This window comes from Mongoliitalea sp., assembly GCF_054166905.1.
Map to the genome: position 1 here is coordinate 94,005 of NZ_JBSZCK010000016.1, position 15,190 is coordinate 109,194.

Annotated in this window: 13 protein-coding genes; 8 read left to right on the forward strand and 5 right to left on the reverse strand. The window is 40.5% G+C overall.

Annotated elements, in window-relative coordinates; translation table 11 throughout:
- Positions 1–149 precede the first annotated feature (149 nt).
- Positions 150–1,544: a Na+/H+ antiporter NhaA gene (gene nhaA, locus ACXIUD_RS06105; RefSeq protein ID WP_458051737.1), complete on the forward strand. Its 1,395-nt coding sequence runs from the start codon at positions 150–152 to the stop codon at positions 1,542–1,544.
- Positions 1,545–1,812: 268 nt separating this feature from the next.
- Entirely contained in the window at positions 1,813–2,874 is a 1,062-nt protein-coding gene (locus ACXIUD_RS06110) for an endonuclease/exonuclease/phosphatase family protein (RefSeq protein ID WP_458051738.1), read from the forward strand.
- Here the strand turns inward: ACXIUD_RS06110 and ACXIUD_RS06115 are convergent.
- On the reverse strand, positions 2,865–5,138 hold the full coding sequence (locus ACXIUD_RS06115; protein ID WP_458051739.1) for an efflux RND transporter permease subunit: 2,274 nt from the start codon (positions 5,136–5,138) through the stop codon (positions 2,865–2,867). The genes ACXIUD_RS06110 and ACXIUD_RS06115 overlap by 10 nt on opposite strands.
- A 97-nt stretch (positions 5,139–5,235) precedes the next feature.
- Between ACXIUD_RS06115 and ACXIUD_RS06120 the strand changes: the two genes are divergently transcribed.
- Entirely contained in the window at positions 5,236–6,030 is a 795-nt protein-coding gene (locus tag ACXIUD_RS06120) for a thymidylate synthase (RefSeq protein ID WP_458051740.1), read from the forward strand.
- A gap of 5 nt (positions 6,031–6,035) precedes the next feature.
- Here ACXIUD_RS06120 and ACXIUD_RS06125 read toward each other — a convergent pair whose 3' ends face one another.
- Positions 6,036–6,857, reverse strand: a complete 822-nt coding sequence (locus tag ACXIUD_RS06125) for an aminotransferase class IV (protein ID WP_458051741.1) — start codon at positions 6,855–6,857, stop codon at positions 6,036–6,038.
- 167 nt (positions 6,858–7,024) lie between these two features.
- Between ACXIUD_RS06125 and sdaAB the strand changes: the two genes are divergently transcribed.
- The 4 genes from sdaAB to ACXIUD_RS06145 all read left to right on the forward strand — a co-directional run bounded on the left by sdaAB (position 7,025) and on the right by ACXIUD_RS06145 (position 11,811).
- Positions 7,025–7,702, forward strand: coding sequence for an L-serine ammonia-lyase, iron-sulfur-dependent subunit beta (gene sdaAB, locus ACXIUD_RS06130; RefSeq protein ID WP_458051742.1), 678 nt, complete (start codon positions 7,025–7,027; stop codon positions 7,700–7,702).
- A gap of 1 nt (position 7,703) precedes the next feature.
- Positions 7,704–9,044, forward strand: a complete 1,341-nt coding sequence (locus tag ACXIUD_RS06135; RefSeq protein ID WP_458051743.1) for a TolC family protein — start codon at positions 7,704–7,706, stop codon at positions 9,042–9,044.
- A 13-nt stretch (positions 9,045–9,057) separates the two neighbouring features.
- Entirely contained in the window at positions 9,058–10,362 is a 1,305-nt protein-coding gene (locus ACXIUD_RS06140) for an efflux RND transporter periplasmic adaptor subunit (protein WP_458051744.1), read from the forward strand.
- Between the two features lie 390 nt (positions 10,363–10,752).
- Positions 10,753–11,811, forward strand: coding sequence for an alkane 1-monooxygenase (locus tag ACXIUD_RS06145; protein ID WP_458051745.1), 1,059 nt, complete (start codon positions 10,753–10,755; stop codon positions 11,809–11,811).
- Here the strand turns inward: ACXIUD_RS06145 and ACXIUD_RS06150 are convergent.
- The 3 genes from ACXIUD_RS06150 to ACXIUD_RS06160 are packed head-to-tail and all read right to left on the reverse strand — an operon-like array spanning position 11,797 to position 13,169.
- Positions 11,797–12,228, reverse strand: coding sequence for a MarR family winged helix-turn-helix transcriptional regulator (locus tag ACXIUD_RS06150; protein WP_458051746.1), 432 nt, complete (start codon positions 12,226–12,228; stop codon positions 11,797–11,799). The two genes, ACXIUD_RS06145 and ACXIUD_RS06150, sit on opposite strands and share 15 nt — an antisense overlap.
- A gap of 29 nt (positions 12,229–12,257) precedes the next feature.
- Positions 12,258–12,752: a glutathione peroxidase gene (locus tag ACXIUD_RS06155; RefSeq protein WP_458051747.1), complete on the reverse strand. Its 495-nt coding sequence runs from the start codon at positions 12,750–12,752 to the stop codon at positions 12,258–12,260.
- Positions 12,753–12,755: 3 nt separating this feature from the next.
- Positions 12,756–13,169: an organic hydroperoxide resistance protein gene (locus ACXIUD_RS06160; RefSeq protein WP_458051748.1), complete on the reverse strand. Its 414-nt coding sequence runs from the start codon at positions 13,167–13,169 to the stop codon at positions 12,756–12,758.
- 435 nt (positions 13,170–13,604) lie between these two features.
- Between ACXIUD_RS06160 and ACXIUD_RS06165 the strand changes: the two genes are divergently transcribed.
- Positions 13,605–15,137 (forward strand): GNAT family N-acetyltransferase, encoded by a 1,533-nt coding sequence (locus tag ACXIUD_RS06165; RefSeq protein WP_458051749.1) that lies wholly within the window; start codon positions 13,605–13,607, stop codon positions 15,135–15,137.
- The last annotated feature ends 53 nt before the right edge of the window (positions 15,138–15,190 follow it).

The following is a 15,190-nucleotide window of genomic DNA, read 5'->3' on the forward strand; positions in this document are numbered from 1 at the left end:
ATCCAAGCTAAACCTTTGAATATTTTTTTGCGTAGAGAAATTTTTGCATCAGTATATTATTTCAAATCTAATCAATCATTAAAATAATTAATGGTTTTGATTAATATATCTGATGTATTCAAAACATTGTTCTAAAAAACTTCAACACTATGAATTCAGGAAAGTTAAAGTTCAGTGCCTTGAGTCCGTTGATTCAATTCATTCAAAAGAGTACATTCAGCTCTTTCTTGTTGTTCTTTGCAGCATTATTGGCGCTAATTTTAGCAAATACGCCTGCACATAGTTCCATGCAATGGATCCTTAGTCAAAAAATAGGCTTCAGCATAGGTGAATTCAGTGTTTACAAATCACTTTTACTATGGATCAATGATGGCTTGATGTCCATCTTTTTCTTCGTTGTGGGTTTGGAGTTGAAGCGAGAGATCATAGCAGGTGAATTGTCCAATCCTAAAAATGTCCTGATGCCAATTGTCGGCGCCATAGGCGGAATGTTAATACCTGCATCCATCTACATCGCTTTCAATGCAGGAAACGGGACTGAAAGTTTGAACGGTTGGGGAATCCCGATGGCGACAGACATCGCGTTTGCTTTGGGGGTATTATACCTTTTGGGTCCTAGAGTTCCGATACAGTTGAAGGTATTCCTAACTGCATTGGCCATTATAGACGATATCGGTGCGGTATTGGTAGTGGCTTTGTTTTATACTTCAGAAATTTCCACATTCAATCTAACCATTGGACTTGGAATTTTAAGCTTGATGTTTGCCCTCAACCTCTTGGGTGTTCGTAGAGTATTTATTTTTGCTGTATTAGGAATCGGAGGAGTATGGTTGGCAACGTTACTATCAGGGGTACATGCGACCATTGCAGCGGTACTAGCAGCATTTGCCATTCCAGCTGATAGAAGAATTGACAAATCTGATTACCTAAATTCTATTAGTAACCTTACCAAAAAGTTTAAAACAGCCAACAAAGCTGAGAAAGATGAGTATTTGCTTTCTGCTGATGAAGAAAACATTATCGGGGAAATCAAGCGAATATCCAAGGCCTCCATATCCCCTTTACAGCGCTTGGAGCGCAGCATGCATGGACTGGTTATTTACTTTGTAATGCCAGTGTTTGCTTTAGCCAATGCAGGTGTAGTGATTGATAGTGATTGGATGGAAATGATCACGAGTCCAGTGGCATTAGGTGTAGGTTTGGGACTACTGCTTGGTAAGATTATCGGTATTTTCGGCTTGTCTATGTTAGGCATCCAAATGAAGTTATTCACCATGCCTGCTGGATTAAATACCCGCTTATTACTGGGAGTTTCCTTCCTTGCAGCAATTGGTTTTACCATGTCCTTATTTATCAATTCCTTGGCGTTTGAAACAGCTATTTATCAGGAACAAGCCAAAATGGGAATCCTTTTAGCTTCCTTAATTTCCGGGTTGGCTGGATACGCAATCATCAAGCGCGAACTGAATAAACTTGATAGGCAGACTAAAAACGCTGATCTGGCTGAAAAACAAGAGAATGGTAGAGTACTAGTGGGCAAGTGACTCGTAAGTAAATTAGGAATGAAGTATGCATATTGTGGGCTATGAGTACAACTTTTCTAAAGTTCCAAACTTTGGAAAAGTTAGCTCTCCCTCCAAAGGATATTTATAGTTAAAAGACAACAATTGATTGACTAAACTAAGTAACAACCACTTCCCGAACTATTCACTCATCCCTAAATTTACTGATAACTATTCCATCTTATTTCTACCTACCAATTTGCAAAGACAACTTCAAAGGCATATTTTCGAGTGATTTTCCACGCTCACTATGATTCGCTTTATTGTTGTTGTATTTTTCTTAGTCTCCTTGGCACTATTTTACAGTGTGTATATTTCTCCAGAATTTTTCCCTTATGTAGGTTTACTGACCCTTACCAATCCACTACTTTTAGGTATCAACGCATTCATTTTCATTAGTTTGGTTTTTGCCAAGAGAAAATTAGCCATACTTCCTTTGATCGCTTTGATCGCCGGCTGGAAATATGTGGGCACAACGATACAATTCAATATCCCGCAAGAAAGCGAGGAAAGCATTAGTGTGTTGAGTTACAATGTGCACATGTTCAATTACCAGCACCCTTCCACCAATCCTGCTCTAAACAGTGAAAACCTTGTCAAATGGATTCAAGAGAATCCCTCAGACATCAAGTGTTTCCAGGAATTTTACCAAGACTTCACTACCCCTTCCAAAAATCATCTTAAGCAATTGGCAACCGAAGCTGGGTATGAGTACAGCTATCAAATCAACGAAGGGAACAGAAATCGACGCTCTTATGGGATGGCCATCTTGAGTAAATATCCCATCATTAATGATGGAAAAGTATTTGATACGCGAAGGAATAATGGGGTCATGTTTGCAGATATCAAAATAGACCGTGATACCATCCGTGTGTACAATGCCCACTTAGAATCCATGAATATCGACAAGGATAACCTCAATAATATCGAAGGAATCAAGGAAAATTATCGTTCTACACTTAAGAAATTGAAAAATGGTCAAGTAATCCGTGCCTCTCAATTGGAGATCTTAAGAGAACATATGGATAATAGCCCCTATCCCACCATTATCGTAGGCGATTTTAATGATGTCCCCTACTCCTACACCTACTTTTTCCTTCGCAAAAATCTGGATAATGCTTTTGAAAAAGCAGGTCGAGGTTTTGGATTTACTTACAATAGAGTACTTTTCTTTTTACGGATTGATAATATTTTCTTTGACCCAATTTTTGATATCTTAAATTTCAAAACTCACCGAGAAGTGGATTATTCCGACCATTACCCTATCTCAGCTAGTTTTAATAAGCCCATCAATCCTCGTATTCAGGAGTAAGCCTTCCCTTCCAAATTCACCCATGATTTTCGAATACCTAAGAGTAATACGGGAAGTAAAATCAAGTCTGCTATCAAAGCAAAAATCAAGGATGAGGCAATCAATAATCCTGAATAAAACGTCACGCCAAATTGACTCAAAGTCAAAACACCAAAGCCCGCCGATAATATAACTGTCGTCAAAATAATTGCCTTGCCTGTCTCCAAAAATGTTCTTTTGAGGGCATACAACATACTTCGACGCTTTTTCAGTTCTAAGTAAAATTTGGTCATGAAATGAATACTATCATCTACGGCAATACCAAAAGCAACTGTAAATACGATAGCTGTGGTCAATTTAAAGTCAATCCCAAAAATCCACATCATACCCGTCAGCCATAGCAAGGGAACTAAATTAGGAATCAATACGATCAATCCTATCCTCCATGAGCGAAATAAAAAACCAGCTATAAATGCTACCAATATAAATGCAAATAAAAGGCCTTTTGCCAGTTGCTTACTGACCGCTTCATGACTGATGTCAATTAAGTGAGAAGTTCCAGTGATTCGGACTTGTAGGATTTCAGGGGATATGTTTTCTTGGACAAATGCCTCTAATTCGGAATTCATTCGCTTGGCTTCATAACTTCCCATATCTGCTGTCCGGGCACTCATTCTTCCTTTCGTAAGATCTTCTGTAATGAGTGGAACAGGAGAGTTTTCACTAATAGATGGTATCAATTGTCTGACTCGATTGATCTGCCCACGGGATGGAATAGCAAAGGCACGGGAATTCCCATTGTTAATGGCTTGATTCGTGGTCTTGACTAGAGTCAAAGGAGAAATGATTACCCCCGCCCCGTACGTTTTGGCAATAAACTCCTCCAAACTCTCCATAGCTTCCAATACTTCTAGGTTTATCAGAGAATTCGCCCCTGTTCCGCTCTCCAAAGCCAACTCCAAGGGTTTACTCCCTCCAAACTCCTGATCAAAAAACAAAAAAGATTCCATCAACTCATTACCTTCCGGTAAGTTGTCTAAAATGTAGCCATTGACCTTCAATTGGCTCAAGCCCAAAACAGCAAGCAAGGTAAGTCCTCCAAATACCCAGGGAATACTTTTCTTGTGAGCAATTACCCAACTAAATGCAGCACGCATAGATTTCCTCCAAAAGCTAACTATGTGCGGTCTATCCACCGCTGGCAAAGGAGGCAATAGGTATAATAAGGCAGGTGTGATTAAAATCATGGACAAAAACATCCAACCCACTCCCAGACCCGTGTACAAACCAAAGTACTTTAATGTGGGTATTTGGGTGAAATAAAGGGATAAAAATCCAAGTGAAGTAGTCACACTTGTCAAAAATACTGCTAAGACCAATCCTGAAAACGCTGCTTGAATAGCATCCGCATGAGATTTTCCTTCCCTCACATACGTTAGATAGTAGTTGATAAAGTGAACTAAGCCTGCCACACCAATGACAGCGAGTATGATTGGCTGCATGACCGTCATGACATCCAAAGGCTTGCCCATCAGCAACATAAAAGCCAAGGTCCACAGAACTCCAAAAGCAATCACTACCAAGGGTATAAGCACTCCCCAAATGGAGCGGAAAAGCACAAACAAAATCGTAACTATCAACAAAAACCCAATACCTAAAAAGAATGCAAACTCCCCTTGAAGCAACTGCACAAAAGCCCCTTGTGCTTTGATTTTACCAGCAGTTTGGAACGAATCGGGGAAAGTACCCTCCAAAATGGCTCGTATTTCCTCGTAAAGTTCATCTCCGACCTCTTTTACAATCCGTTGTTCATTTTGAAGGAGTAATAAAATATATGTTTCATCCTCAGAATAAAAATCTCTCCAAGTTTCCGAATCTCTGACCGCTGCTACCTGTGTATCAAACCTATCAAGATTGCCAGGATCCAATACTCGATTTCTACGTGTACCAAATGGACTGATAACAGGCTGACTGAGTGTCAATAAGGATTGAATTCCTTCAACTTTGTCCAAATCCAACAATTGTTGTTGAACATCTTCTACACGTTTGAGAAACTCTTGATTGAATATTCCTTCTGCATGGGAGATCGCTATGAGCAAATAATCATTGTCATTTTCAAAAGTTGCTCTGTGATTGATGTAAAACTGTAAGTCTTCACTCTCTTGAGGAAAAAAGCTTTCAAAATCGTAGTCAAAGCGTACTTGGGGTTGCAAAAGCCCTAAGGTCAGCGTGATTATTAGTGCTATTGCTAAACCAATGAAAGACTGCTTCTTTGTAAAATTCATCTATAAAGGATACTTATTCCCGTGGAAAATGTTGGAAAAGTTACACAACTTTTTCAATTTTAGCTTTTCATCTACTACTCAAAAATCAATTATCGCTATGAAACAATACCATGACCTGATGCAGCATATTTTGGATAAGGGAGTCAAGAAGGAGGATAGAACAGGCACAGGCACGATCAGTGTTTTTGGTTATCAGATGCGATTCGATTTACAGGAAGGTTTTCCTTTAGTGACTACCAAGAAACTGCACCTTCGATCGATCATCCACGAATTGCTTTGGTTTTTGAAAGGCGATACCAATATCGCTTACCTTAAAGAAAATAAGGTGAGTATTTGGGATGAGTGGGCAGATGAAAACGGAGACCTAGGCCCTGTATACGGATATCAATGGAGACATTGGCCGGATGGCAAAGGTGGAGAAATTGATCAGATTAAAAATCTTATCCATCAAATCAAAACCAAGCCGGACAGCAGAAGACATATAGTCAGCGCATGGAATGTAGCTAACGTGGATCAAATGGCCTTACCTCCATGCCATACCCTTTTTCAATTTTATGTCGCAGAAGGCAAGTTATCCTGTCAACTCTATCAGCGCAGTGCAGATGTATTTTTAGGTGTTCCATTCAACATTGCCTCCTATGCCCTATTCACGATGATGATTGCGCAGGTTTGTGATTTAGAGCCAGGAGAATTTGTACACACGTTTGGTGATGCCCATTTGTATAGCAATCACTTGGAGCAAGCGCAATTGCAACTGAGCCGTGAATGCAGACCATTGCCACAGATGAAAATAAATCCTGCAGTCAAAGATATTTTCGAATTTAAGATCGAGGATTTTGAGTTGATCAATTACGATCCACATCCTCACATCAAAGCAGCAGTAGCAGTTTAGGCTATTTATGACAATTGGAAAAGTGTTTCTAAGTGATTCTCAGGTTGGGTGTCAAAATGACTGCCTTCCACCTCGGCCAGGTAGCTTATACCAGTAACATTAGAAACAAAAACCTTATCCGCAGCAAGCAAAGAGGCTACAGGAAATTCTCCTTGTCGTACTTCTTGACTTTGCGCTTGTAAAGTAGCAATGATCTTGGCTCTCCCAATTCCTGCAATACAGTTAGTCTGAAGGGAAGGGGTATAATATACATTCCCCTTTTTCCAAAATATATTGGCCGCACCAGCCTCAGAGATATTTCCTAAATGATCCAATAGAATAATTTCGTCCTGCTGAACTTCTATGCGCTCTTTATTGGCCAAGACATACACCAAGGCATTACTTGTTTTACAATTTGCCCAGATATGCGGGAAAAGACGGTGCTTTTGAGAAACCATAGCAGATTTCTTCACTGTAGGTGCTGGTATAAATGTTTGTATCTGCAAAGTTTCCGTCATTTCACTACTTTCAGGACTATATTTCCCCAATCCAGATCTAAAAACATTCCAACGGATTCGAGCTACCTCTTGACTGGTTAGTTGATGGTTGATCAGTTGCTCCAAATCTTCTTGGGTACTTATCGTATTTTTGGATAAACCTAATAGCTCCATACCCTGAAATAAGCGAATCTGGTGTAAAGAAAAATCCTTCAATTCACCCTGAGAAAATACCATCGTTTCAAACAAGCCATCGCCAAATAAGAAGGCTCGATTGTGAACAAGGCCCTCCTCAATCGACCATTTTCCGTGTATTCCTTTTTGAAGAAAAAGTGTATTAAAACCGTGCATAAAATTGTTCAATTATGGACATTTAACAAAAGAAGATAACCAAATGCAAATACCGCTCATACTATTTAATGTTTTTTAAAGATAATTTAAGTACTTAAGTGATTGCTTTCCTGTGTTAGTTACTAAATACTTGCTAGATTAGCACATCTTTTGACAAATGTACATATATGGGTTCAAAAAGTAGTGTTTTTGACATGATTGGTCCAGTGATGATTGGACCTTCTTCTTCGCATACCGCAGGTGTAGTTAGAATTGCTCGTGCTGCCATCCGGGTATTGGGAGGCAGTCCTGATTCTGCTGTGATTACCTTTTACAACTCCTTTGCACGTACCTATGAAGGGCATGGAAGTGATAAAGCCATTTTAGGTGGATTGATGGATTTCAAAACGGATGACCCTCATATTCGGGAAGCCTTTGACCTCATCAAAGAACGAGGAATTCAATACACTTTTAAGTCTATTGGAAATGCATCTGTTTATCATCCCAATACCATCAAATTGGTGCTTACTAAAGGTGATAAAACCATTGAAGTGATCGGAGAAAGTTTGGGAGGCGGATTAATCAATATCGCAGAAGTGGACGGATTCAATGCAAATTTCACAGCCCAATCGCATACATTGATCATCAAGGCACAGGATGTTGCCGGTGCCATAGCATTTATCTCCAACATTATCGCGCAAGAACAAACAAATATTGCCACCATGTCCGTGTCCCGAAAGGGAAAAAATGACCTTGCCTGCCATGTAATTGAAATGGATTCAGGAATTAGGTCTACTACCATCGATTACCTTAAAACCATACCTTGGATTAAAGACTTGATTTACATTCCAGATATAGACCTTTGATATGAAAAAACTTTACCTTTTAGTAATCCTGTGCTTTGCAGCAGGAGTCACTGGATTTGCCCAAACAAGTCAGGGTACCGTAATGGACCTTGAAACTTGTATCGAAATAGCCTTAGAAAACAACTTGAATTTGCAAAGAAGCCAGGTAGCTTTGGCGCAGCAAGAGGCCAATTACCTTGCTAATCAAGGCCAACGGATACCAACATTCAGTACAGGGGCTAGTTCTGGATATCGCTGGGGTAGGTCCATCAACCCGGTAACCAACCTTTTTGAAAACAATCGGATTGGTAACATCAACCTTTTCGCTAACTCCAATGTGACGCTCTTTGCCGGTCAGCAGATCAACAACAGTGTCCGACAGTCCAAAGTGGATATTGAAGCTGCTGCTTACAATGTCGCTGCTACTGAAAACAACATTACCTTGAATGTTATCAATCTATTCATCAATGTTGTTTTTGCAAAAGAGCAGTTAAAAATCGCTCAAAACCAACTCAATACCACCAAAGAGCAATTAACTGTCACCAATAAATTGGTTGATGCAGGCTCCTTACCGCTTGCCAATCGATTGGATATTCAAGCCCAAAATGCAACAAATGAGTTGGAGGTAATCAATGCGAGTAATAACCTTCGAATTGCCAAATTGAACCTTGCGCAGGCAATGCAGGTTCCATTCGATGACCGTATGGATGTGTTTGCTCCAGAATTAGAGGCAGATGCTTTTGAAATGGCTCAAAACGATGTAGATGAAATTTTTGCCATCGCATTGGGTTTGATGCCTGAAATCAAAGCTGCCGAATTAGGGATTGAAAGTGCTGAGATTGGTGTAAGAATTGCTCGTGGAGGATATGCGCCGACGCTTGGATTTGGCATGAGTGCATTCTCCAACTTTATTGATCAATCGGTTTTCGGTGAAGTCCCATCTTTTGGTACACAGATCCAAAACAACTTCTCCAATTCTGCCAACATGCAGTTGAATATCCCCATCCTTTCCAATATGAGAAACCGTGCCAATGTACAGCGCGCACGTCTTCAAAAGCGATTGGCTGAAATTCAGGAAGTGGAAACCAAAAACCAACTTCGTCAGGATATTGAAAGTGCCTATACCAATGCGTTTGCATCCCGATTATCATACAGAGCTTCTGTTACCAGAGTTGAGTCATTGGAAGAAGCCTTTAGAATTGCCCAGCAGCGCTTTGATGCAGGTGCAATCAATTTTGCAGACTATCAATTGGCACAAAACAATTTCTTCAACGCTCAAGCTGATTTAATTACATCCAAATACACCTATATCTTCCGTGTGAAGGTGCTTGACTTTTATTTAGGAAATCCATTAAAACTATAACAGAACTATACCAATGGCTAAGAAACAAAAATCCAATAAATTGATATACATCCTCTTGGGGGTATTGGCTTTTGTAATTGTGTTCGCAATCATCGGCCGTCAAGCTGGCTGGATTGGTGGACCAAAAGAAGTAAGTGTTGAAATCGGTACCGCTAAAAAAGCGACTATCATAGAAAAAGTGAGTGCCTCAGGGGTTATTGAACCTGAAACAGAGGTAAAACTCAGCCCGGATGTAGCAGGGGAAATCACCGAGCTGAATGTCATGGATGGAGATTCTGTGAAAGTAGGTGATCTTTTGGTAAAAATACGACCTGACAACTTCATTTCTGCCTTAGACAGAGCACGTGCCAATCTGAATCAAAACAAAGCCAACCTAGCACAGTCCAAGGCCAACTTGAAACGTGCGGAAGCTCAGTTTGTACGAGCCGAACTGGAATTCAAAAGAAATGAGCGTTTGTACAAAGATAAGGTTATATCAGATGCTGATTGGGAGCAAGTGCAAGCGACTTATTTTACCGCTGCCAACGATCTAGATGCTGCACAACAATCGGTGATTGCAGCTGAATTTATCATCAAAAGTGCGCAAGCCACCGTTGACGAAGCAGCAGAAAACCTTCGATTAACGAATGTATATTCTCCTGTAAACGGAATTGTGTCAAAACTTTTGGTAGAAAAAGGAGAGCGTGTGGTAGGTACACAGCAGATGGCTGGTACGGAAATGCTACGACTTGCAGACCTTTCTAGAATGGAAGTTCGGGTAAATGTCAATGAAAATGACATTATCCGCATTAGCATGGGAGACACTACCATCATCGATGTAGATTCCTACGCTTCCACTGGTAAAAAATTCAAAGGAGTGGTTACTTCCATTGCCAACTCGGCAAATACAAAGGCTAGCATTGATGCTGTAACTGAATTTGAAGTAAAGATTCGAATCATCAACGAATCCTATGCAGACTTAATATCTGAGCGTAACAAATTCCCATTCCGTCCAGGAATGACTGCAAGCGTGGATATCATTACACAGAAAAGAGAAAACGTACTTTCCATACCACTTGGTGCAGTAACCACACGCGAGGATCAGTTGATGACCAATGCTGATGGTAGTACCAAAGCAAAAGAATTGATTTTTGTGGTGGAAGAGGGTAAAGCAACGTTCCGTGAGATCAAAACAGGCATCTCTGACTTTGACAATATAGAGATTTTAGAGGGCATTGCAGAAGGTGAGGAATTGATTGTAGGTCCTTATTTCGTAGTGTCCAAACAATTGAAAGAAGGTGATGTGGTCAAAGGCACGAAAGGTCCCGAAAAGAAATAAACTAAATGAATGTAGGCTTATGAATCCTACATAAATAGAAAAGGCCAGCACATTTGCTTGGCCTTTTTTTGTTTGTGCTATTGAAAGTTGATTTATAGTGTTTTATTCAATCAAAATCATAAACTATAAACTTCTTCCACTGATCCAGATTTTCATCCTACCAAGTATGCTTCTACTAGATGTCCTTGATAATTATACAGGTAAAACCGCTTAGATGCAATAGGGAAAACAGAAGCAAAATTGCTTTTAAAAAAAATATGTAAGCTCTTTGGTTGAAATACATATATGTCGTTTTTTCGTTAAATTACCGGAACAGAAGTAGAAAAGAAAAAACATTGCCTATCTTAAACGTTTATTTAAGTACTTAATTTTACATTCGCTTAAACCCAAATGATCAAAGACTTAAAATATCTCAGTGCCTACCTTTTGCCACTCTCCTTTTTACTCGCATTAGCTTGGGGAGGAGTATGGTCTTGGGCATCGGTCATACTTGCCTTTGGTATCTTTCCTGTGCTAGATGCAATCCTTCCGGCATCCACCGAAAACCCTAGTGCTGAAGAAGAAGTAACAAGGCTATCCAATCGCTTTTTTGACCTCTTACTCTACTTATGCCCTCCCATTTGCTATGTGCTCATTGCCTTGTTTTTTTATACTATCAGTCAACAGGAACTTGTCCTCAACGAAAAAGTCGGTTTGACATTTAGTTTGGGAGTGGTTTTGGGTGCACTTGGAATCAATGTCTCCCATGAACTAGGTCATCGAGCGGATAAAAAAGAGCAATTCTTAGCCAAAATGGGCTTACTTCCAGTTCTGTATATGCACTTTTTCATCGAGCATAACCGAGGACATCATAAGCATGTATCCACTCCACTGGATCCGGCAACAGCCCGTAAAGGCGAATGGGTATATTTGTTTTTCATTCGTTCCATCATTGGGCAATACATCAGTGCATGGAAACTGGAAAAGGAGCGTTTGACGAGAAAAGATGTGAGTTTTTGGAGTTGGGAAAATGAAATGATTCGATTTCAATTATATCAACTATCTTACTTAGGATTGATTACTTGGTTTTTTGGCTGGCAAATCTTGCCCTATGCGCTTGGGATAGCGTTGATAGCTGTCCTATTATTGGAAACCATCAATTATATTGAGCATTACGGACTGAGACGTAAAAAACTGGAAAGTGGAAGATATGAGCGGGTTTTGCCTAAGCACTCGTGGAATTCAGACCATGAGATGGGCAGAATTGTTTTATTTGAATTGACGAGACATTCAGACCATCACTACTTAGCGTCCAGAAAATATCAGGTGCTTCGGCACATGGATGAAAGCCCGCAGCTTCCTACGGGCTACCCGGGAAGCATGTTGATGGCCTTGGTGCCTCCTTTGTGGATGTGGTTAATGAATGGGCGAATTCCCGTTACTGAAGATAGCAATCTACAGCTGCAATAATCGTTGGATGGTATCCCTCATCTGAATCAGATCTTCCAATGCTTCTTCACCTTGTTCAAATGACTCCAATAACTGCTGAGGTATACAGGAAGCCTCTTCCTTAAGTGAAATCCCCCGTTCGGATAATCTTACATAGACTTTCCGCTCATCCTCCTCTCCTTTTACTCGGGTTAATAACCCCATAGTCTCCATGCGCTTAAGCAAAGGGGTCACCGTGTTGGTATTTAATACGAGTTTTTCTGCTATTTCATTCACTGTCAAATCATCCTGTTCCCACAACACCAACATCACCAAATATTGCGTATAAGTCAGCCCCAATTTATCCAAATGGGGCTGATATCCACGGATAATCACACGGGAAAGAGCGTAAAATGGAAAACAAATCTGATTTTCTAATTTTAAAATCGCTTCATTCATGATGGATCTTGATTAGTAAATAGCTGTGTTTAAGATGCTTTTTTTGAGAATAATTTCACTAGATCCTTTTCAATCTGATCGGGCTTGGTAATCGGGGCATATCGCTTCAAGGGTCTACCCTGCTCATCCAACAAAAATTTGGTGAAATTCCATTTGATCCGAGATCCAAGAAATCCTCCCAAGCGCTCCTTCAAGTATTTGAAAATAGGGTGTGTATTCGGGCCGTTTACCTCGATTTTGGCAAACATGGGAAAGGTAACACCGTAATTGAGGACACAGCCAGATGCGATACTGGACTCATCTCCTGGCTCCTGATTGCCAAATTGATTGCAAGGAAAGCCCAATATGACCAAACCCTTGTCTTTGTACTTTTCATACAGCTTTTCCAAGCCTTCGTACTGCGGCGTTAGTCCGCACTGACTTGCTGTGTTGACCACTAAAATCGTTTTGCCTTTGAACTCCTCCATGGATACATCTTTTCCTTGGAGGGTTTTGGCAGTAAACTCATAAAATTTGGTAGACATGACTTATTTTAGGTTGATAGTAACTTCCACATTTCCTTTAATAGCTCTTGAGTACGGGCAACTCTCATGTGCCTGCTCCAATAACTTTTGCGCTTCTGATTCCTCTAGCCCATTGATTTCAACATCTAAGGTCACTGCCAAGTCCCATGCTGTGGGTGTTCCCTGAATCAAGGCCACATGTGCCGTCACTTTGGAAGAAATGGCAAGACGCTGCGATTTTGCAATGTAATTCAATGCATTATCAAAACATGCAGCATAGCCGGCAGCAAATAATTGTTCAGGATTAGTATAACTCCCTCCTTGGCCTCCAAATACTTTGGGTAATCTAACATCCAATTCCAATACTCCGTCAGAAGACTTTACACTTCCATTTCTTCCCCCTACAGCCGTAGCAGAAGTTTCATACAGTTTTTGCATAGTAAGTAATTTTATATCGTGAGCGATACAAATATAGAAACTTGTAATTTATATCGCAAGCGATTTAAATAAATAATCCTTTATGAGAGTGCTTGCTAAGCAAGAGGTTAAACCAGTTTCCTGCTAATAAATGCAAGACAAGCTTCTAAAACTACATTCTAAACTCTTCGATCTTCGGTCAATGACCTGTCAACCTATTTCATGAGGGGGCATATTCACTGTTCACTGTTCACTGTTCACTTTGTCAGTGCTCACTGTCCACCGCTCACTGTTAACTTCACGACTACCCGTCAGCCTACTATCATTCCTAATTATTCATTCCTTGCTTCGACTACGCTCAGCACAAGCATTCTTCATTTCTCACAACTGCCCACTGTCAACTGTTCACTCAATCCACTACTCACTCTTTCCTTCAAATTCCGTATCTTTGTAGTTATGAGAGATGAATTAGAACACCGACTGAAGCTTCGGAATATTAAACTTTCGGACTATGAGGATATTCGTGAAATCATGGTCAGTATTTACCGGGACCAAGGAGGCGCTTGGACCAAGCAAGAACTTAAGAATCAAATCAAAGCATTTCCGGAAGGTCAGATTTGTATAGAAGATAACGGCAAAGTAGTAGCAGCAGCCCTAAGTTTGGTGGTAGACTATGCTAAATTTGGGGATAACCATACCTACGATCAGATTACCGGTTACGGGAAATTTGATACTCATGACGATGATGGTGATACCTTATATGGTACAGATGTTTTCGTGCATCAAGAATACCGAGGGATGAGAATCGGACGACGATTGTATGATGCCCGAAAAGAGTTATGCGAAAACCTCAACCTTCGCTCTATCATTGCAGGTGGTAGAATTCCAGGCTACTCCAAGTATGCGGATCAGATGACCCCTCGGAAATACATTGATTTGGTAAAAAGTAAAGAGATTTTTGACCCGGTACTCTCCTTTCAGTTGGCGAATGAGTTTCACGTACGTAAAGTCATCACCAAATACTTACCGGAAGATACCGACTCCAGAGCTTATGCAACCTTGCTCGAATGGATCAACATTTACTATGAGAAAGATGAAAAGCTGATCGGTAACAAAAAATCCATTGTGCGACTTGGTCTTGTACAATGGAAAATGCGTCGCTTCAACTCCGTGGATGATTTGATGCAACAGGTGGAGTTCTTCGTAGATACCGTTTCAGGATATAAATCTGATTTTTGCTTGCTTCCCGAGTTCTTCAACGCTCCTCTCTTGGCAGAATTCAATGATATGGATGCTTCTGAAGCCATCCGAAATCTCGCTGATTACACCGATGAAATTGTCAGCAGGATGAGTGACTTGGCATTGTCTTACAACGTCAACATCATTGCCGGAAGTATGCCTGAGTACGATGGTAAAAAACTCCGAAATGTAAGCTATCTCTGTAGAAGAGATGGTACTACTGACAAGCAGTATAAACTTCATATCACACCTGATGAGCAGTCTTATTGGGGTTTACAGGGAGGAAATGGCATCAAAGTATTTGACACAGATGCAGGGAAAATAGGAATTTTGATCTGTTACGATGTAGAATTCCCTGAACTGGGTCGAATTTTGGCTGAGCAGGAAATGGATATTCTTTTCGTCCCTTTCTGGACAGATACGAAAAATGCCTTTTTACGGGTAAACATCTGCGCCAAAGCCCGAGCGATAGAAAATGAATGTTATGTAGCCATTACAGGTTCGGTTGGTAACCTTCCACGAGTGGAAAACATGGATATTCAGTTTTCTCAATCTGCCATCTACTCTCCATCTGACTTTTCCTTCCCTCACGATGCCACAGTTGCCCAAGCTTCAGAAAATGCTGAAACCACTATTGTAGCGGACATTGACTTAGACCTCTTGACCAAGCAGCGAAAAGCAGGTTCGGTACGGAATTTGGAACAGCGACGATTGGATTTATACTCCGTCCAATGGAAGCGAAAAAAATAAAATAGTCAGCCTCCATCTGTAGGTTATGAAATCAAACCTACGGATGGAATCGG